Annotated in this window: 18 protein-coding genes; 7 read left to right on the plus strand and 11 right to left on the minus strand. The window is 69.1% G+C overall.

Translation table 11 applies throughout. The features are described 5' to 3' along the window. Positions 1-42: 42 nt before the first annotated feature. Complete coding sequence (locus tag AB8K43_RS06500; protein WP_370892651.1) at positions 43-1,032, minus strand: glycosyltransferase family 2 protein; 990 nt, start codon at positions 1,030-1,032, stop codon at positions 43-45. 68 nt (positions 1,033-1,100) lie between these two features. Here AB8K43_RS06500 and AB8K43_RS06505 point away from each other — a divergent pair, with 68 nt between their 5' ends. Further along, entirely contained in the window at positions 1,101-2,495 is a 1,395-nt protein-coding gene (locus tag AB8K43_RS06505; RefSeq protein ID WP_370892653.1) for an LCP family protein, read from the plus strand. A gap of 63 nt (positions 2,496-2,558) precedes the next feature. Then, positions 2,559-3,416 carry a 3-hydroxybutyryl-CoA dehydrogenase gene (locus AB8K43_RS06510; RefSeq protein ID WP_370892655.1) on the plus strand — a complete coding sequence of 286 codons (858 nt, stop codon included), beginning with the start codon at positions 2,559-2,561 and terminating at the stop codon, positions 3,414-3,416. Positions 3,417-3,440: 24 nt separating this feature from the next. Here the strand turns inward: AB8K43_RS06510 and AB8K43_RS06515 are convergent, their stop codons facing one another. Further along, a complete protein-coding gene (locus tag AB8K43_RS06515) occupies positions 3,441-4,622 on the minus strand; it encodes an acyl-CoA dehydrogenase family protein (RefSeq protein WP_370892657.1) in 1,182 nt (393 codons plus the stop codon). Between the two features lie 51 nt (positions 4,623-4,673). Continuing rightward, complete coding sequence (locus AB8K43_RS06520) at positions 4,674-5,849, minus strand: nucleotide sugar dehydrogenase (RefSeq protein WP_370892659.1); 1,176 nt, start codon at positions 5,847-5,849, stop codon at positions 4,674-4,676. A 156-nt stretch (positions 5,850-6,005) separates the two neighbouring features. Here AB8K43_RS06520 and AB8K43_RS06525 point away from each other — a divergent pair, with 156 nt between their 5' ends. Continuing rightward, a complete protein-coding gene (locus AB8K43_RS06525; protein ID WP_370892661.1) occupies positions 6,006-6,461 on the plus strand; it encodes a CoA-binding protein in 456 nt (151 codons plus the stop codon). A gap of 20 nt (positions 6,462-6,481) precedes the next feature. Here the strand turns inward: AB8K43_RS06525 and purE are convergent, their stop codons facing one another. Continuing rightward, the gene (gene purE / locus AB8K43_RS06530; RefSeq protein ID WP_370892663.1) at positions 6,482-7,009 is read right to left on the minus strand and encodes a 5-(carboxyamino)imidazole ribonucleotide mutase; all 528 of its coding nucleotides are present in this window, start codon (positions 7,007-7,009) and stop codon (positions 6,482-6,484) included. Then, positions 7,006-8,130 (minus strand): 5-(carboxyamino)imidazole ribonucleotide synthase, encoded by a 1,125-nt coding sequence (locus AB8K43_RS06535; RefSeq protein WP_370892777.1) that lies wholly within the window; start codon positions 8,128-8,130, stop codon positions 7,006-7,008. The genes purE and AB8K43_RS06535 overlap by 4 nt, the downstream gene beginning before the upstream one ends. Positions 8,131-8,247: 117 nt before the next feature. On the opposite strand from AB8K43_RS06535, the gene AB8K43_RS06540 reads away from it, so the two are divergent. Then, on the plus strand, positions 8,248-8,763 hold the full coding sequence (locus tag AB8K43_RS06540; RefSeq protein WP_370892665.1) for a GtrA family protein: 516 nt from the start codon (positions 8,248-8,250) through the stop codon (positions 8,761-8,763). A gap of 5 nt (positions 8,764-8,768) precedes the next feature. On the opposite strand, the gene AB8K43_RS06545 is transcribed toward AB8K43_RS06540, so the two are convergent. Both AB8K43_RS06545 and AB8K43_RS06550 read right to left on the minus strand, forming a co-directional pair. Then, entirely contained in the window at positions 8,769-9,866 is a 1,098-nt protein-coding gene (locus AB8K43_RS06545) for an adenylate/guanylate cyclase domain-containing protein (protein ID WP_370892667.1), read from the minus strand. 36 nt (positions 9,867-9,902) lie between these two features. Further along, complete coding sequence (locus AB8K43_RS06550; RefSeq protein WP_370892669.1) at positions 9,903-10,721, minus strand: biotin--[acetyl-CoA-carboxylase] ligase; 819 nt, start codon at positions 10,719-10,721, stop codon at positions 9,903-9,905. Between the two features lie 24 nt (positions 10,722-10,745). Here AB8K43_RS06550 and AB8K43_RS06555 point away from each other — a divergent pair, with 24 nt between their 5' ends. From AB8K43_RS06555 to AB8K43_RS06565, 3 genes are read left to right on the plus strand one after another with little or no spacing between them, the layout of a single operon-like run. Further along, positions 10,746-12,398 carry an acyl-CoA carboxylase subunit beta gene (locus AB8K43_RS06555; protein WP_370892671.1) on the plus strand — a complete coding sequence of 551 codons (1,653 nt, stop codon included), beginning with the start codon at positions 10,746-10,748 and terminating at the stop codon, positions 12,396-12,398. Next, positions 12,395-12,637 carry an acyl-CoA carboxylase subunit epsilon gene (locus AB8K43_RS06560; protein WP_370892673.1) on the plus strand — a complete coding sequence of 81 codons (243 nt, stop codon included), beginning with the start codon at positions 12,395-12,397 and terminating at the stop codon, positions 12,635-12,637. The genes AB8K43_RS06555 and AB8K43_RS06560 overlap by 4 nt, the downstream gene beginning before the upstream one ends. Positions 12,638-12,689: 52 nt before the next feature. Further along, entirely contained in the window at positions 12,690-13,349 is a 660-nt protein-coding gene (locus tag AB8K43_RS06565; RefSeq protein WP_370892675.1) for an MOSC domain-containing protein, read from the plus strand. Here AB8K43_RS06565 and AB8K43_RS06570 read toward each other — a convergent pair. The 4 genes from AB8K43_RS06570 to serA form a co-directional block, all read right to left on the minus strand. Continuing rightward, the gene (locus tag AB8K43_RS06570; RefSeq protein ID WP_370892677.1) at positions 13,346-14,149 is read right to left on the minus strand and encodes an HAD family hydrolase; all 804 of its coding nucleotides are present in this window, start codon (positions 14,147-14,149) and stop codon (positions 13,346-13,348) included. The two genes, AB8K43_RS06565 and AB8K43_RS06570, sit on opposite strands and share 4 nt — an antisense overlap. A 19-nt stretch (positions 14,150-14,168) precedes the next feature. Beyond that, positions 14,169-15,263 (minus strand): branched-chain amino acid aminotransferase, encoded by a 1,095-nt coding sequence (locus AB8K43_RS06575; protein ID WP_370892678.1) that lies wholly within the window; start codon positions 15,261-15,263, stop codon positions 14,169-14,171. Positions 15,264-15,345: 82 nt separating this feature from the next. Beyond that, positions 15,346-16,389, minus strand: a complete 1,044-nt coding sequence (locus AB8K43_RS06580) for a 3-isopropylmalate dehydrogenase (RefSeq protein WP_370892680.1) — start codon at positions 16,387-16,389, stop codon at positions 15,346-15,348. Positions 16,390-16,729: 340 nt separating this feature from the next. Continuing rightward, positions 16,730-18,319: a phosphoglycerate dehydrogenase gene (gene serA, locus AB8K43_RS06585; RefSeq protein ID WP_370892682.1), complete on the minus strand. Its 1,590-nt coding sequence runs from the start codon at positions 18,317-18,319 to the stop codon at positions 16,730-16,732. Positions 18,320-18,363 lie beyond the last annotated feature (44 nt).

Raw genomic sequence — 18,363 nt, forward strand, 5'->3', positions numbered from 1 at the left:
GACCGGTTGCGCTAGCCCCCTTCGGGGGGCGATCTGCGCGCCTCACCGGGGCCGGTCTGACTCCTCCTTGGTGAGCGAACGCGGGCTCGTGAGGAACCCGATCCCCCACGCCCAGTGCATACACGCGACCACGGCCGGGACCCGGGCGCGGACCGCTGCTGGCTCACCTCGGCTGATCGCGAACCCGCCCACCGTCACCGCCGCCGCGTACGCCGCTGGGACCGCGAGCGCCGGGCGCCAGACGAGGCCCACGAGCGCAGCCGCGGTCGTCCCGACGACCGTCGTTGGGGGCGCGAGATAGCGGGCGTTCGCCGTGCCCGCGTGCAGGCGCGCGACGACGCGCCGCCACCGGCCGTAATGGAAGTACTGGTCGGCGAGCTTTTTGAGATTGCGCCGGGGACGGTAGGTCACCACCAGGTCGGGGGTGAACCAGACCAGCCCGCCCCCTTCACGAATGCGATGGTTCATCTCCCAGTCCTGCGCCCGGGAGAAGTGCTCGTCGTAGCCACCGACCCCATCGAGCGCCGAGCGCCGGAACACCCCGAGATACACCGTCTCGGCTTCGCCCGCCTGGCCACCGATGTGGAAGCGCGCGTTGCCGACGCCGAGCGGGCTCTTCATCGCGCACGCCACGGCCCGCTCGAAGGGGGTCTCGCCGACGGCGTTCATGACACCGCCGACATTGGCGGCCCCGGTCTCGGTGAGGGTGCGCACCGCGGTGCGCAGATAATCGCGCGGGATCTCCGCGTGAGCATCGACCCGGGCGATGATCTCGCCGGTCGACGCGGCGATGGCCGCGTTGAGCCCTTCGGGCGTTCGCCCGCTCGGGTTCGGCACGGTCCGCACGCGGGGGTCGTCGGCTGCGAGAGCGGCCGCGACCTCATCGGTCGCATCCTTCGAGGGGCCGAGGGCGAGCACGACCTGGATCGTGCCGGGGTAGTCCTGGTCGAGCACCTGACAGACGGAGGCGTTGAGGTGACGCTCTTCGTTCAGCACGGGCATGACGACGCTGATCGGAGGATGGTCAGACACGGGCTCAGTATGACCCGGGCATGCGTGCCGCGCCGATTTGGGCGGCTGCTGACGTTTACTCTGTCGTCATGCCGGATCGTCCTCAGGGGCCTCGTCGCCCCGACGAACAGTCGCGTCGCCTCGACCCCGCCGGGGACGATGCCCTGACGTTCGATACCCGGCGTGGGTCGCGCGGCGGCCAGCCTCGCTCGGGTCGACCGGGCCAACCGCGCCCCGGCGGGCGTCGTCAGTTCCCCACCTCTCCCCCGCGGCCCGAGCCGGACCGGGCCACGTTGCGCCCCGGAGGCCCGGGCGGTGAGCGCCCGCCCGCGCCCCGAGCGGAGCGTCCCGCATCCGGCGCGGCACGGCGCCCCGCCGCTGCCACCAGACCGGGTGAGCGAGGACGACCGACGGGCGGTCCCACCGCGCCTGGTGGCCCTGGGGGGCCACGCGGACCTCGCCCGGGCGGAGCGCGCCCGGGCGGAGCCCGGCCGGGCGGACCGACCGGCGGACCACGCGCTCCTCGGCGACGTCACCGCCTTCGCACCGCCGCGATCGCCCTCGGCCTGATCGCGCTGCTCTGGATCGGCGCCACGCTTTGGGCGGTCAACTCCGCCTGGAACGCCGTCAATCGGGTCGATGCGACGCCAAGCGGTGATCGGCCGAACAGCGACGGTCGCAATGTCCTGCTCGTCGGCAGCGATAGCCGCGAGGGCCTGACGAAAAACCAGCGCAAGGAGCTCGGGACCGGGACCGCCGAGGGTGCGCGGACCGACTCGATCATGGTCTTGCACACCGGCGGTGATCGCCCGACGCTGCTGTCGATCCCCCGCGACTCCTACGTCGATATCCCGGGCCACGGCAAGAACAAGATCAATGCCGCCTTCGCTCTCGGCGGGCCGAAACTCCTGGCGCAGACCATCGAGCAAAACACCGGCCTGCGGATGGACGGGTACATGGAGATCGGCTTCGGGGGCTTCGCGACCGTCGTCGACGCCGTCGATGGGGTCAATATCTGCGTCAAGCGGGATATGGACGACCCCAAGGCCCACATCAACTTGAAGAAGGGGTGCCAGGACCTCGATGGGCCGACCGCCCTTGGGTATGTGCGCGCCCGCTACTCCGATCCCGAGGGCGACCTCGGTCGGGCGCAGCGCCAGCGGCAGTTCCTCGGAGCGCTCATGGGCAAGGTGGCGACGCCGACCAACATGATGCAGCCCTGGAAGGTCAACTCCCTTGGTAAGGCCACGGCCGGCGCACTGACGGTCGGTGAGGATGACTCGCTCTTTGGCACCGCCCGCGCCTTCTGGGGAATCCGAGCGATCGCCAAGGGGGACGGCAATTCGGTGACTGTCCCGATTTCCAATCCCAACCTGCCGACCCCGGCGGGTACTGCCGTGGAATGGGATCCGGTGAAGTCCAAGGAACTCTTCGCCGCCCTTCGGGAGAACCGCCCCCTCAGCATCGCGCCCGGTCAGGACTAGCGCCTCCGGCGAAGGCCCCCCTCATGTGACCGCGCTCACGCACGGCCACTAGGGTTTGGGCTCATGACGAGCATCGATCGAATCGGAGTTGTTGGGGCGGGCCTGATGGGCTCGGGGATCGCAGAGGTCTGTGCGCGCGCGGGTAGCGATGTGATCGTCGTCGAATCCAGCGCCGAGGCGGCCGAGGCCGGCCGCTCCCGAATCGAGCGCTCGCTGCAGCGCGCCGAGGGGCGAGGGAAGATCGACTCCGCCGCCGCCGTCCTTGAGCGAGTGCGGGTCACCTCCGACCTGGCCGATCTCGCCGACCGCCAGATGGTGATCGAGGCGATCGTCGAGCAGGAGGCGGCCAAGGTCGAGCTCTTCAAGACCCTCGACGAGATCGTGACCGACCAGGAGGCGATCCTTGCCTCAAACACGAGCTCGATCCCGATCATGAAGCTCGCGACGGTCACCAAGCGTCCGACACATGTCCTCGGCGTCCACTTCTTCAACCCGGTGCCGGTGCTCAAGCTCGTCGAGCTTGTCCCGTCTCTGCTCACTGCCCCCGAGACCACCGAGCGCGCCCGCGCCTACGTCGATGGCGACCTGTCGAAGCACGCGATCACCTGCCAGGACCGCGCGGGCTTCGTCGTCAACGCCCTGCTCATCCCCTTCATCCTGAGCGCGATCCGCATGTACGAATCGGGCTTCGCGACCGCCGAAGACATCGATAACGGGCTCGTGCTCGGTGCCGCGCACCCGCAGGGCCCGCTCGCCCTGGCCGACCTCATCGGTCTCGATACGACGATGGCGGTCGCCGAGTCGCTCTACGAGGAGTTCAAGGAGCCGCTCTACGCGCCGCCGCCGCTGCTCGCCCGGATGGTCGACGCGGGCCTGCTCGGCCGCAAGGCCGGACGCGGGTTCTACACCTACGACGGGTAGATCCCCGGTCCGGCCGCGGGCCGGTTAGCGAGCCGAGGGCAGGCCCGAGAGGAGTTGGCGGGCCATCACGATCCGCTGGACCTGGTTGGTGCCTTCGTAGATCTGGGTGATCTTGGCGTCGCGCATCATCCGCTCGAGCGGGAAGTCACGGGTGTAGCCCGCGCCCCCGAGCAGTTGGACCGCGTCGGTCGTGATCTTCATCGCGACATCGGAGGCGAAGCACTTGGCGGCCGCGCCGAAGAAGGTGAGGTCGGCGTCGCCGCGCTCGGACTTCGCGGCGGCGACGTAGACCATCTGGCGCGCGGCCTCGAGCTCCATCGCCATATCGGCGAGCATGAACTGGATCCCCTGGAAGTCGGCGATGGCCTTGCCGAACTGCTTGCGCTCCTTGACGTACGCGAGGGCGTGGTCGAGGGCGCCCTGCGCGACGCCGACAGCCTGGGCTCCGATCGTGACGCGGGTGTGGTCGAGGGTGCGCAGAGCGATCTTCAGCCCTTCGCCTTCCGACCCGACGATCCGGTCGCCCGGGATGCGCGTGTTCTCGAAATGCAGCTCGCGGGTCGGGCTGCCCTTGATGCCGAGCTTGCGCTCCTTCTCCCCGAAGGTGAAACCCTCATCGCCCTTCTCCACGACGAAGGCGGAGATGTTGCGGCCACGCGCACCGTCCGGATCGGTGACCGCAAGGACCGTGTAGTACTCGGAGACACCGGCATTGGTGATCCACGACTTCTGCCCGTTCAGCACCCAGTCGTCGCCGTCGCGGGTCGCGCGGCAGCGCATGCCAGCGGTGTCCGAGCCGGCCTCGCGCTCGGAGAGGCCATAGGAGAACAGGCCCTCGCCGGCCGCGAGGGGGGTCAGGTAGCGCTGCTTGAGGTCCTCGGAGCCGGCGAGGATCACCGGCAGAGAGCCGAGCTTGTTGACCGCCGGGATGAGCGACGAGGAGACACAGGCCCGAGCCACCTCTTCGATCACGATGCTGACCGCGAGCGCGTCGGCACCGACACCGCCGTACTCCTCCCCGACGTGCGGCGCATGGAAGTCGGTCGCCACGAGCGCGTCGTGCGCCTCCTGCGGGAAGCGAGCCTCCTCATCCACCGCGGCGGCGAAGGGAGCGATCTTGTCCTCGGCGATCGAGCGCACGGCCTCGCGCAGCGCCTCGTGGTCCTCGGAGATCCGGTACAGGTCGAAATCGGAGTTCGCAGTCACAAGGACTGATCGTATCGCCGCACCGAGCGGCGGGCGCCCGGTGGGACCTCGTTAGGAGTCGCGGCCGAAGAGGTCTCGGGTATAGACCTTCTCGGAGACATCGGAGAGTTCCTCGACCCTGCGGTTGGCGATGATGACATCGGCCTCGGCCTTGAAGGCCTCGAGGTCGCGGATCACCCGGGAGCCGAAGAAGCTCTCCTCGCGAAGCTCGGGCTCGTAGACGATCACCTCGACGCCCTTGCCCTTGATCCGCTTCATGATCCCCTGGATCGAACTCGCCCGGAAGTTGTCCGAGCCGGACTTCATGATGAGGCGGTGCACGCCGACGACGTTGGGCTTGCGGCGCAGGACATCCGTGGCGACGAAATCCTTGCGCGTGGTGTTGGAGTCGACGATCGCCTGCATGAGGTTCTGCGGGACGTCCTGGTAGTTCGCGAGGAGTTGCTTGGTGTCCTTCGGGAGGCAGTACCCGCCGTAGCCGAAACTCGGGTTGTTGTAATGCGCCCCGATCCGCGGGTCGAGGCCGACACCGTCGATGATCTGGCGGGTGTCGAGCCCGTGGGTTGCCGCGAAGGTGTCGAGCTCATTGAAGTAGGCGACGCGCATCGCGAGATAGGTGTTAGCGAAGAGCTTGATCGCCTCGGCCTCGGTCGAATCGGTCAGCAGGACCGGCACCTCCGGCTCCAGGGAGGCCTCGACGAGCAGATCGGCGAAGCGCTTCCCCTTCTCCCCCCGGTCGCCGACCACGATCCGCGAGGGGTGGAGGTTGTCTTCGAGGGCCCGCCCCTCGCGGAGGAACTCCGGCGAGAAGAAGATCCGGTCGGTCTGCAGGCTCTCTCGGAGCGAGGAGGTAAAGCCCACCGGGATCGTCGACTTCACCACCATCGTCGCGGCGCTGCCGTGCGCCAGCACGTCCTTGGCCACGCTCTCCACCGAGGAGGTGTTGAAGTAGTTCGTGTCCGGGTCATAGTCCGTCGGCGTCGCGATCACCACGAACTCGGCGTCGGCGTAGGCCTGCGCCGGATCGAGCGTCACCGTGAGGTCGAGGTCGCCACCGGCGAGGAACTGGCTGATCTGCTCGTCGTGGATGGGGCTACGGCCCTGCGCGATCGTCTCGACTCGCTCTGCGTCGATGTCGAGGGCCACGACCCGATGGTGGCGGGCGAGCAAGACGGCGATCGACAGGCCGACGTATCCGGTACCGACCACGGCGATCGTGGTGCTCATGGCGCTCCTACCGCGTCGCCAAGCGCGACGCCATCGCTAAGAGAGATCAAAGGGGTGTGCCCTCAGCCTAGGACGCGGCGCGCTCGAAGCGGACCGCGGACCGCCAAAGACCCGATGTCATTGTGTGACCGAGGTCATTGGCGGTTGGATGGGGCCATGGCCCTCACGCACACCAATGACCCCCGCACCATGCAGCGCCTCATCGCCGACCCGGGCATCTGGGTGGTGGTTGGCCTCTCCACCAATGAAGAGCGGGACGCCTCGCGGGTCGCGCGGTGGCTGAAGTACGAGCAGGACAAGGGCATCATCCCCGTCCACCCGTCGGCCGAGGAGGTCGATGGCGATCAGGGGTACGCCTCGATCAGCGATATCCCCGACGGGACCGATGTCCACGTCGTCCAGTGCTTCATCTCCTCCGACAAGGTCGGCGAGGTCGTCGACGAGGCCATCGCCAATAAGGACCGGCTCCAGATCGACGCCATCTGGATGCAGCTCGGCGTGGAGGACTACGCCGCCGCCGACCGCGCGAAGGAGGCCGGGCTCGACGTGGTGATGAACACCTGTCCGAAGATCGAGTTCCGGCGCCTGAAGACCACCGGGATGGCCCGCTAGGAGCCGCCCAGCTCAGGCCGTCAGGCCGAAGGGGGTCCGCCGCGCCGCTCGCGCAGCCGGGCCCCCTTCGCGTGCGCCTGGTCGCGCAATCGATCGGCGTGGGTCGCGAGCGCGGCCCGGATCCGCTCGGCGTCGGCGCCCTCACCGGCCCCGAGGATCCGGGCCGCAAGCAGCCCGGCGTTGCGGGCCGCGCCGACCGCGACCGTCGCCACGGGGATCCCAGCGGGCATCTGCACGATGGAGAGCAGGCTGTCCATCCCATCGAGATATTTGAGCGGCACCGGGACGCCGATGACCGGCAGCGGGCTCACCGAGGCGAGCATGCCCGGCAGGTGGGCCGCTCCCCCGGCGCCCGCGATGATGACGCGCAGGCCCCGCTCGGCCGCCTCCTGCCCGTAGGCGATCATCTCGGTCGGCATGCGATGGGCGGAGACGACATCGGCCTCGTAGGCGATCTCGAACTCCGCCAGCGCCGTTGCGGCGGCCTCCATCACCGGCCAGTCGCTATCGCTGCCCATGACGAGCCCGACGATCGGGTGCGCGCTCATTCGGTCACCACTCCTTGGAGGTAGTCGGCGGCATGGCTGGCCCGTTCACGCAGGTCAGCGAGGTCGTCACCGCTCAGATTGACGTGGCCGATCTTGCGTCCGGGCCGCACGCTCTTGCCATAGAGGTGCACTTTGAGCTCCGGGTCGCGGGCCATGAGATGGCGGTAGGCGGGATAGAGGTCCTCGTACTCTCCCCCGAGCACATTGGCCATCACGGTGAAGGGAGCCCGGGCCCTCGGACTCCCGAGGGGCAGGTCCAAGACCGCCCGCAGGTGCTGCTCGAACTGCCCGGTGACGGCGCCATCCATGCTCCAGTGCCCGGAGTTGTGCGGGCGCATGGCGAGTTCATTGATGAGCGGGCCGCGCGCGGTATCGAAGAGTTCGACGGCGAAGACGCCGGTGATCTGCAGCGCGCCAGCGAGTTCGAGGCCAATCAGCGTCGCGAGCTCGGCGGTCTCGGGAGCAAGGTCCGGAGCGGGCGCGAGGACCTCGGTGCAGATCCCGTCGGTCTGGACGGTCTCGACGACCGGCCAGGCCGCGGCCTGCCCCGACGGGCTCCGTGCGATCAGGACCGCGAGTTCACGGGTGAAGGGGACCCGCTCCTCCAGGAGCAGCGGCTCCCCCTTCTCCCGGGCGAGGTCAAACCAATCCGCGAGCTCATCGGCGGACTGGGCCATCCGCACGCCCTTACCGTCGTAGCCGCCGCGCGGAGTCTTCGCGACGATGGGCCAGCCGACCTGGTCTCCGAACGAGCGCGCCTGGCTCTCGGTGGTCGCGACTGCCCAGCGCGGGCAGGGCAGGCCCAGTTCGGTGAGCCGGCGCCGCATCGCGAGCTTGTCCTGCGCGTAGGTAAGGGCCTCGGGCCGCGGATGCATCACCACACCGTCGCGGTCGAGCGCCTCCAGGACCTCCGCAGGGACGTGCTCGTGGTCGAAGGTCACGACATCGCAGGCCGCGGCAAACTCACGGACCACCTCGACATCGGTGTAATCGCCCACCGGAGCGAAGGGGGTGACGAGGGCCGCCGACGCGTCCGGGGCCTCGGCGAGCACGGCGAGGGTGATGCCCAACTCGGCAGCGGGGCCGGCGCACATGCGGGCCAGTTGGCCGCCGCCGATCATCCCGACGACCGGGAAGCCGCCTGGGGCGTGAGGAGGAGTCTTCGGCACGGGGGTCAGGATACCGAGGCCGGAGCGCGCGTTTTCCCCCCGCACGCCCGGGCCACGTAAGGTGGTGCGGTGCCCGAAAACTCCCACGCCGCGCTCGAATCCGAGGCGACGGCACCTCGGCACGGTGGCCTGCGGGGCCTCGTCGACACGGTCTGGCACGAGATCGCGAAGTTCGGTGTCATCGGCGCGATCGCCTTCGTGATCGACCTCGGTGGGATGAACCTGCTCACCCACACCCTGCTCGAAGGGCGGGTCACGACGGCCAAGATCGTGAGCGGCATCGCCGCCACCCTCTTCGCCTGGGCCGGGAACCGGTGGTGGACCTTCCGGCATCGCCGCAGCCGCCCGATGGCGCACGAGGTCTTCTACTTCTTCGTCGTCAACGGCATCGCGCTGGTCGTAGCGACCTTCGTCCTCGTCCTCTCGCACTATGTGATCGGCGGGGAGTATCCGTGGTTCCAGACGCGGACCGCGGACAACATCGCGACGATCATCGGGATCGGACTCGGGACGATCCTGCGCTTTTGGCTCTACCGCGCGTTCGTCTTCGCCGACGAGGGCGGTGCCAAGGACGAGCCGGCCTGACTCGGTCAGGGGTGGGCGGTCACGTCCACCCGGCCTCGCACGCCCGTCACCCGCACGAGTCGGCTCGGGGTGACCGCCCCGAGACCGCGAAGGGTGCGCCGGCGCGCTGGTCGCGTCGAAAAGCCGCTGACCGGGGCCACGAGTTTGGCAAACGCGTCGTCAACGAAGACCCCACCGGGCGGCGCCGCAGCGGTCAACCGGCTCGCCCGGTTGACGGTGGTGCCAAAGACATCGCCCAGCCGGTTGATGACCGAGCCGTAGGCCATCCCGACCCGGGCGTCGGGGACGAGATCGTCCTCGGCCATCGCCTCGACTAGATCGAGCGCGATGGCCGCCGCCGGGGCGGCCTCGATGGTGAGGAACATGACCTCATCGCCCACGGTCTTGACGACCCGGCCACCGTGCGCGGTCACGATGTCGGTCGCGAGCAACTCGAAACGTTCGACCATGGCGGCGAGTTCGCGCTCGTTCATGCGCTGGACCAGCGAGGTGAAGTTCACCAAATCGGCGAAGCCGACCGCGCGCGGCACGCCCGTCGTATCCCGCTCCGGTGTCGCGTCGGCGAGCATGCGGTTAATCGCTGCGGTGAGTTGGCGCCGCCACACATAGATCATGAGCGGCTCGAGCTCGTCGGTGAGACGGGCCATCGCAAGGGCCGCGGCCGAAGCGACCTCCGGTGAGTTGATCCGGCCGAGGTCCGCGCCGATGTCGTAGGTTTCTCCGGCCTGCTCGGCGACCGCCTCGGACATCAACTGGGTTTGCCAGACCGCGAGCCGGTTCATCGTGCGCGCGATCGCGCGGGTCATCCCGAGCGCGAACTCCTCATCGACGGTGTCCTGGCGGACCATCGTCGCGACCCGCTTCAGCGCCTCAAGGTCGGCCTCGGTAAACATCGCCTCGCCCTCTTGGACGAGCGGGAAGCCGAGGGCATGCCAGAACTTGCGCGCCGAGCGCACCGAGACCTGAGCTCCGCGGGAGACCTCCCGGCGGCCCATCGACGCCGGTCGACCAAGGAGCGCGCGCTCGAGGCCCTCCGGGGTCGCCTCAAGGGCTTCGTGCGGATCGTCGGACGGGGTGGCCGCGTGCCGAGGAAGATCCGTCATCTTCCACCTCCGCTCGCGTGCGCTACTTGCCGTGGACTAGACGTCGGTGACCCGCCGAATGTGCTGCACGTCACCAGCGGTCACCGTATCCGAGCCCCCCACTCCGCGCACCATGAGTCCACCGGAGGCATCGACGTCGAGCGCCTGGACCCGCTCGGGCTCGCGGCCCGGGCGATGGACCTCGACGCTCGCTCCGATGGTGGCGCTCACCGACCGATAGGCGCGTTGCGCGGCGCTCAGGGCGGGGCCGTCGCCCCGCAGGGCCTCGTGATAGCCCGCCAGACCCGCGAGGACATCGGCGATGATCGGCTCGCGCCGCGGCGCAGATCCGAGCGCGAGCCGGACCGAGGTGGCGGTGGGGACGGGCAATTCCTCGCGGCTGTGATCGACATTGATGCCGATCCCCACGATCACCCCTTCGGGCCGGAGCTCGGCAAGGACGCCGCACACCTTCGCGTCATCGGCCGACGGGACGAGGACGTCATTCGGCCACTTCACCTCCGTCGCGAGCCCCTGGCGGGCGAGCGCGTCATGGACGGCGAGCCCCGCGAGCAGCGGCAACCACCCGATCCGCTGCGCAGGGGGCGCCGGGACAAGGACCGACATCGCGATCCCGGCTCGCGGCACCTCCCGCCAGGTCCGACCGAGCCGGCCGCGCCCTTCGCCTTGGTGCTCGGCGATCACCGGCGCCCACATTGTCGGGTGCTCGGCGAGATAGGCATTGGTCGAGCCGACCTGCGGCAAAACCGTGAAGGCGTCGGGGGCGAAGGGGGTTCGCGCGCCCCCTTCGTCGCCCGCGGACGCGCTCGTCGTGAGCCGATCCCAGATCGCCTGGACGTCGATGTCATGCCTCATATCGTGAAGGCTAGGCTGACGGTCATGGCCCAGAGCACAAACTCCACCACGACGGCGGAACCGAACCAGTCCATCGGTGGCACCGACGTCCCGGACGACATCGACATCCACACCACTGCCGGCAAGCTGAAGGACCTGAAGCGTCGCGTGGCCGAGGTCGCCCACGCCGGGTCCGAAACGGCCGTGGAGAAGCAGCATGCACGCGGGAAGAAGACCGCGCGCGAGCGGATCGAGTTGCTCCTCGACGAGGGCACCTTCGTCGAGATGGACAAGTACGCGCGGCACCGCTCGACCGCCTTCGGGCAGGAGAAGAACCGCCCCTACGGTGACGGCGTGGTGACCGGTTACGGCACCGTCGACGGTCGCCAGGTCGCGGTCTTCGCCCAGGACTTCACCGTATTCGGTGGCTCGCTCGGTGAGGTCTTCGGCGAGAAGATCTGCAAGGTCATGGACTTCGCCATGAAGATCGGCTGCCCGGTCATCGGCATTAACGACTCCGGTGGCGCGCGCATCCAAGAAGGGGTCGTCTCGCTCGGCCTCTACGGCGAGATTTTCCGCCGCAACGTGCACTCCTCCGGCGTCATCCCGCAGATCTCGCTGATCATGGGCCCGTGCGCTGGCGGTGCCGTCTACTCCCCCGCGGTCACCGACTTCACCGTGATGGTCGACCAGACCTCGCACATGTTCATCACCGGCCCGGACGTCATCAAGACCGTGACCGGCGAGGACGTGGAGTTCGAAGAGCTCGGCGGGGCGCGCACCCACAACACCAAGTCCGGCGTCGCGCACTACATGGGAAGCGACGAAGAGGACGCGATCGAGTACGTCAAGGCCCTGCTGTCGTACCTGCCGAGCAACAACCTCGAGCAGGCCCCGGTCTTCGGCGAGGAAAATGACCTCACGGTCACCGAGGACGACCTGTGGCTCGACACGGCGATCCCCGACTCGGCGAACATGCCGTACGACATGCACAAGATCATCGAGCACATCGTCGACGACGGTGAGTTCCTCGAGGTGCACCCCCTCTTCGCGCCGAACATGATCTGCGGGTACGCCCGGATCGAGGGCCACTCGATCGGCGTCGTCGCCAACAACCCGATGCAGTTCGCCGGGACCCTCGACATCGACGCCTCCGAAAAGGCCGCTCGCTTCGTGCGGACCTGCGATGCCTTCAACGTTCCGGTCCTCACCCTCGTTGACGTGCCGGGCTTCCTCCCGGGCACCGACCAGGAGTGGGATGGGATCATCCGCCGCGGCGCCAAGCTGATCTACGCCTACTCCGAGGCGACCGTCCCGCTCGTCACCGTGATCACCCGCAAGGCCTACGGCGGCGCCTACGACGTCATGGGCTCGAAGCACCTTGGCGCGGACATCAACCTCGCCTGGCCGACCGCGCAGATCGCCGTCATGGGCGCGCAGGGCGCGGTCAACATCCTCTACCGCAAGCAGCTGAAAGAGGCTCAGGCCGAGGGCCGCGATGTCGAAGAGGCGCGCCAGGAGTTCATCACCGCCTACGAAGACGCCCTCGCGAACCCGTACGTGGCGGCCGAGCGCGGCTATATCGACACGGTCATCACCCCGTCGAACACCCGGATGAACGTCACCCGGGCGCTGCGGGCGCTGCGCACCAAGCGCGAGACGCTGCCGCCGAAGAAGCACGGGAACATCCCGCTGTGAGCGCCGACCAGCAGCCCGAATCGGCCGAGGCACCCGCCCCGGCCGGTCCGGTCATCTCGGTGCTTGGTGACGCCTCCGAGGAGCAGCTGGCCGCCTTGCTCGCGGTCCTCTCGGGCCTCGGTGGGGGCGAAGAGCCCGCTCCCTCGGCCCGCTCGCAGTGGGGCCACCCGCAGCGGGCGATGCGCACCACCTTCCCGGTCGGACCGGGCGGCTGGCGCCTTTCCGGCCTGCCGCGCTAGCCACGTAAGTGCTCCCCCTTCGCCTCGTCACGAAGGGGGTAGCGTGCGGGTGGTGTCCCTCGTGCTCTCGGTCAACATCGGTCGCCCCCTCCACCAATCCATCCCGCGCAGGCGCGCAACAGGGATTGGCAAGGAACCCGTCGCGATGATCAGCGTGGCCGATCCCGGACGCAAACGCATCGAAGACGGCGCTGGCGTCTCCGGGGTGGCCGGCGACTTCATCGGTGACGGACGCCATCACGGCGGCTCGGAGCAGGCGGTCTACGCCGTCGCCGTCGAAGAGCTCGCGTACTGGGCGGAAGAACTGGGCCGCGAACTGCCGCCGGGGGCCTTCGGCGAGAACCTCACGACCACCGGGATCGATGTCGATGCCGCCGAGGTCGGTGATCGCTGGCGGGTCGGCAGCGCGGTCCTCGAGGTCACCGGTCCCCGGGTCCCGTGCGCGACCTTCGCGGCCCGGATGGGCGAGCCGCGCTGGGTCAAGCGCTTCGCTGAGCGGGGGCGCGCCGGGGCCTATTTCCGGGTGATCGAAGGGGGCGAGATCCGCCCTGGAGACGAGATCGCGGTGGCCCGCTCGGGCAGCGGAATCGACGTCCCGACGACCTTGCGAGCCTTCATGGGGGACGCCGACGCGGCCCGCACGGTGCTCGCCGCCGGACTCTACGAGGGCAAGGACCAGCGGACGCTCGTCAAGACCGCAGCTCGCGCCTAGCGTCCGCCGAGCAGCGTCTCGATCATCTGCGCAACCCCGTCGTCATCATTGGCCGGGCACCGATCACTCGCCGCCGCGTGCACCTCGTCGTGGGCGTTGGCCACCGCGAACGAGCGACCCGCCCAGGTGAGCATCGGCAGATCGTTCGGCATATCGCCGAAGGTCCACACCTCCGCGGCCTCGATGCCGAGCTCGGCACACCACGCGGCGAGGGCCGCGGCCTTGGTCACCCCGGGCGCGGACATCTCGGCGAGGCCGCCCGCGCCGGAGTAGGCGAGGACCACCCGGTCAGCCACGATCTCCCGGGCCGCGCAAAGGAACTCGTCATCGTCGAGGTGCGGGTTGCGGGCGAGCAACTTGCCGACGCGGCCATCGCCGAGCGCCTCGATCCGATCGGTCGTCACGAGATCCTCGGGATGGTCATGGATCGCCGCAAACATCCGCTCCGCGGCGAGACCGCTCGCGCGTTCGGCAGCGAACCCCGTGCCGGGGAGCTCGCGGCGCAGGTCCCGGGCGACCTCACTCACCACCTCGGGCGGGATCGTCTGCTCACCGAAGACGCGCCGGCCGGCGACGTCATAACGAAAGGCGCCATTGCCGCAGATCGCGACCCCCCGGGCCCCCACCACATGGGCGAGATCGTGGAGCCACCGCGGCGGTCGAGCGGTCACGAGCACCGTCTCGACACCGAGTTCGGCGACGGCCGCGAGGGCTCGGGCGGACCGCGCAGAGACCGTCCCGTCGCTGCGAAGCAACGTCCCGTCGAGATCGGTGGCGATCAGCCGAGGCCGGGCGAACATGTCGTTCTCGCGCCGCTCGTTAAACGAGCTGGTGCATCCATCCGTAGGTGTTGTCCGTGCGGCCTTGCTGCATGGAAAGGAGTCGCTCGCGAAGGCCACGGGTGACCTCGCCTCCCCCTTCGCCAGCCGTCGACGGAGCGGTGCCACCGTCCCACCGAAGCTCGCCAATGGGGGTGATGATCGCCGCGGTGCCGCAGGCGAAGACCTCGAGGATGTCGCCGCTCGCCACGCCGTCCTTCCACTCGGCGATCGGCACGCGCCGCTCCACCGGGGTGAGGCCAAACTCGGGCGCGAGCTCGAGCACCGACAAGCGGGTGATCCCCGGCAGGATCGTGCCGGTGAGTTCGGGGGTGACGAGGGTTCCGTCCTTCATGACGAAGAAGACGTTCATCCCGCCGAGTTCGTCGACATAGGTGTGGGTCGAGGAGTCGAGAAAGACCGATTGGTCGCAGCCGTGCTCGGCCCCTTCGATCTGACCCGCGAGCGCCGAGGCGTAGTTGCCGCCGCACTTGGCGGCGCCGGTCCCGCCCGCGCCGGCGCGCGCGTACTTCTCGGCGACCCACAAGGTGATCGGCTTCGGCCCGCCGGTAAAGATCGAGGCGGCCGGGCTCGCGATCACCGAGTACTTGACCTCGGTCGAGGGCCGCAGGCCGATGAAGGCCGCCGAGCCGTACATGAAGGGGCGTAGGTAGAGGCTCTTCTCGCCATCGCCGAAGGCCGGGACCCACTCCTGGTCGGCCTCGACGATCAGGCGAAGGGAGGTGAGGAAGTCCTCGACCGGGAGTTCGGGCAGCACCATGCGACGCGCGCTGGCGTTGAGGCGCTCGGCGTTCTTATCCGGGCGGAAGCTCCAGATCGAGCCGTCCTCATGCCGGTAGGCCTTCAGGCCCTCGAAGATCTCCTGCGCGTAGTGCAGCACGGAGGCCGCCGGGCTCATCGTGATGTCGCCATAGGGCTCGAGCGCGGCGTCGATCCACCCCTCCCCCTGGCGCCAGGTCGCGGTCACCATGTGGTCGGTCATGTGCGAGCCGAATCCCGGGTTGGCCAGGATCTCGGCCCGGCGCTCCTCGCTGGTGGGCGAGGTGTTGGCGGTACGCGTGAAGGACAAGGTCATCGTCGTTGATCTCCTGGCTAACGAACTGCGGCTTAGACGAAGGTTAACCCCCTGCGCCGGGCGCCCCCTGTCAGCCCTCCCGTCACAGGCGCGCGGCGATCGCGTCACCGATGGCGGCGGTGCTGCGGGCGGCTGCTCCGCGCTCGGCGAGGTCGGCGGCGACGGCGTCTTCGACCCGAGCGGCGTCGGCGTCTCGGCCGAGGTGTGCGAGCAGCATCGCGACCGAGAGGATCGCAGCGGTCGGGTCGGCCTTGCCCTGCCCGGCGATATCGGGCGCGGAGCCGTGGACCGGCTCGAACATGCTCGGAGCAGCGCCGGTCGGGTTGATATTGCCGCTCGCGGCGAGGCCGATGCCACCGGCGATCGCGGCCGCGATGTCGGTGATGATGTCGCCGAAGAGGTTGTCGGTCACGATCACATCGAAGCGGCCCGGGTCGGTCGCGAGGAAGATCGTCGCGGCGTCGACGTGCTGGTAGGCCGTCTCGACCTCGGGGAACTCGACGCCGACCTCTTCGACGGTGCGCCGCCAGAGGTGACCGGCATGGGTCAAGACGTTGTGCTTGTGCACCAGGGTGAGGTGCTGGCGAGGGCGCGCCTGCGCCCGGGCGAAGGCGTCGCGCACGACCCGCTCCACGCCGAACCGCGTGTTGACACTCACCTCGGTCGCGATCTCGTGGTCGGTGCCGACGCGTAGCGCGCCACCGTTGCCGACGTAGGGACCCTCGGTGCCCTCACGGACGACGACGAAATCGATCCCCCCTTCGCGCACGTGCTCGGCGAGCGGGCTCGTGACGCCGGGCAGCAGCTTGGCCGGGCGGAGGTTCACGAAGTGGTCCAAGGCGAAGCGCAGCGGGAGCAGGACGCCGCGTTCGAGCACACCGGAGGGGACGCTGGGATCGCCGATCGCGCCGAGCAAGATCGCGTCGTGACCGCGGATCTCCTCCACGACCGAGTCCGGCAGCGTTTCCCCGGTCGCATGCCAGCGGCGGGCGCCGAGGTCGTACTCCGTGGCGTTGACGGCATCCTCGCCGACGACCGCGCGCAGGACCTTCACACCCTCGGCCGTGACCTCCGGGCCGATGCCGTCGCCGCCGATAACCGCCAGGTCGATGCTCTGCTCACTCATGCCCACACCCTAAGACGCGCGTCCGACATGTGGATGCCTTGTCTCGCATGATGATCGGGCGTCAGGCACGCCGAAGGGGGAGGCTGCGGCCTCCCCCTTCGTCACCTATCGGCGTGATCGGGTCAGTCGGTCTGACCCTGGTCGCGACGGTCCATGCTCTCCTGCAGGGCCCGACGCGCCTCGGCGGCTTCTTCGCTCATCGCGAACCTCCTGGCGGTAGTGGTGGCTCTTCGGGCTCTCGCGGGATCGCCGCGATCTCGCTTCGCACGCTACGCGCCATCATCCAGATGATGGAACCCACCGCCCACGATGTGGACGGTGGGTTCCCTCACACCACGGCTCAGTCGAGGTCGACGACCTTGATCTGGTCGAGCGAGACCTGCTCAGCGACCTGGGCGACGAGCTCGTCCGGCACGGCGGCATCGAGGGTGAGCGCCACGAGCGCGGTGCCCTTGGCCTCATCGCGAGCTACCTGCATGCCGGCGATGTTGACGCCCGCGTCGCCGAAGACGCCACCGATCACGCCGATGACGCCGGGGCGGTCCTCGTAGCGGTAGAAGGCCATGTGGTTCGACAGCGGCACCTCGAGGTCGAAGCCGTCGATGCCGACGATCTTTTGCACCATCTTCGGGCCGGTCAGGGTGCCCGCCACCGAGAGCTGCGTGCCGTCGGCCTGGGTGCCGCGCAACGTGGTGATATTGCGGAAGTCCTCCGAGACCGGGTCGGTGATGAGGCGCACCTCGCTGCCGCGCTCCTCGGCGATCAGCGGGGCGTTGACATAGGTGACCGGGACCTCGACGACATCGGCGAAGACGCCCTTCAGCGCGGAGAGCTTCCAGACGCTGACGTCGTGCTCGGTGATCTCGCCGCGGACATCGACGTCGAGCTGCACCGGGACCGCGCCGGCGAGGGCGGTGTAGATCCGACCGAGCTTTTCGACCAGGTCGATGCCGGGGCGGACCTCTTCGGGGACCACGCCGCCGGAGACATTGACGGCGTCGGGGACGAGGTCACCGGCGAGGGCCTGGCGCACGGACTTGGCGACCGAGACACCGGCCTTCTCCTGGGCCTCGTCGGTCGAGGCGCCGAGGTGCGGGGTGACGACGACCTTCTCCGAGGCGAAGAGGGGGCTGTCGGTGCACGGCTCGGTGGCGAAAACGTCGATGCCCGCGCCTGCCACGCGACCCTGCGCGATCGCGTCGGCGAGGGCCTGCTCGTCGACGATCCCGCCGCGGGCGGCGTTGATGATCCGCACGCTGGGCTTGACCTTGGTGAGCGCTTCCTCGCCGATCAGGCCAAGGGTGTCCTTGTTCTTCGGCAGGTGGACGGTGATGAAGTCGGACTCGGCGAGGAGCTCATCGAGGGTGACGAGGCGGGCGCCGAGCTGACCGGCCTTCTGCGCGGAGACGAAGGGGTCGTAGGCGAGGACCTCCATGCCGAAGCCGCGCAGGCGCTCGGCGACCAGCTGGCCAATCCGCCCGAAGCCGACGACGCCGACGGTCTTGTCGAGCAGCTCGACGCCGCCGTACTGCTTGCGGGCCCACTTCCCGCCCTTCAGCGCCTCGTTGGCGGGGGCGATGTGTCGCGCGGAGGCGAGCAGCAGACCGACGGCGAGCTCGGCGGCCGAGGTGATGTTGGAGGTCGGGGCGTTGACGACCATGACGCCGGCCTTGGTGGCGGCGTCGACGTCGACGTTATCGAGGCCTACACCGGCGCGGGCGATGACCTTCAGGCCCTTCGCCGCGGTGATCGCCTCGGCATCCATCATCGTCGCGGAGCGGATGAGGACCGCGTCGACACCGGACGCGAGGGCCGGGAGCAACTCGTCCCGGTTGGCGCCATCGCAGCGCACGATCTCGAAATCGGGGCCGAGGGCGTCGATGGTGGCAGGAGAAAGTTCCTCGGCAATGAGCACGTGAGGCTTGGTCACGACGGGTTACGTCCTCTTCTTCACTTGCGAGATGGGGTCATGCG

The organism is Janibacter sp. GXQ6167 (assembly GCF_041365945.1).
Lineage (GTDB): Bacteria > Actinomycetota > Actinomycetes > Actinomycetales > Dermatophilaceae > JBGFSK01.

Coding starts and splice junctions, on each gene's coding strand:
- AB8K43_RS06570 (WP_370892677.1), bottom strand. CDS start 14,149: ATGTTCGCCCGGCCTCGGCTGATCGCCACCGATCTCGACGGGACGTTG.
- AB8K43_RS06505 (WP_370892653.1), top strand. CDS start 1,101: ATGCCGGATCGTCCTCAGGGGCCTCGTCGCCCCGACGAACAGTCGCGT.
- AB8K43_RS06545 (WP_370892667.1), bottom strand. CDS start 9,866: ATGACGGATCTTCCTCGGCACGCGGCCACCCCGTCCGACGATCCGCAC.
- AB8K43_RS06555 (WP_370892671.1), top strand. CDS start 10,746: ATGGCCCAGAGCACAAACTCCACCACGACGGCGGAACCGAACCAGTCC.
- AB8K43_RS06580 (WP_370892680.1), bottom strand. CDS start 16,389: ATGAGTGAGCAGAGCATCGACCTGGCGGTTATCGGCGGCGACGGCATC.
- AB8K43_RS06510 (WP_370892655.1), top strand. CDS start 2,559: ATGACGAGCATCGATCGAATCGGAGTTGTTGGGGCGGGCCTGATGGGC.
- AB8K43_RS06520 (WP_370892659.1), bottom strand. CDS start 5,849: ATGAGCACCACGATCGCCGTGGTCGGTACCGGATACGTCGGCCTGTCG.
- AB8K43_RS06535 (WP_370892777.1), bottom strand. CDS start 8,130: ATGATCGGCGGCGGCCAACTGGCCCGCATGTGCGCCGGCCCCGCTGCC.
- AB8K43_RS06575 (WP_370892678.1), bottom strand. CDS start 15,263: ATGACCTTGTCCTTCACGCGTACCGCCAACACCTCGCCCACCAGCGAG.
- AB8K43_RS06525 (WP_370892661.1), top strand. CDS start 6,006: ATGGCCCTCACGCACACCAATGACCCCCGCACCATGCAGCGCCTCATC.
- AB8K43_RS06550 (WP_370892669.1), bottom strand. CDS start 10,721: ATGAGGCATGACATCGACGTCCAGGCGATCTGGGATCGGCTCACGACG.
- purE (WP_370892663.1), bottom strand. CDS start 7,009: ATGAGCGCGCACCCGATCGTCGGGCTCGTCATGGGCAGCGATAGCGAC.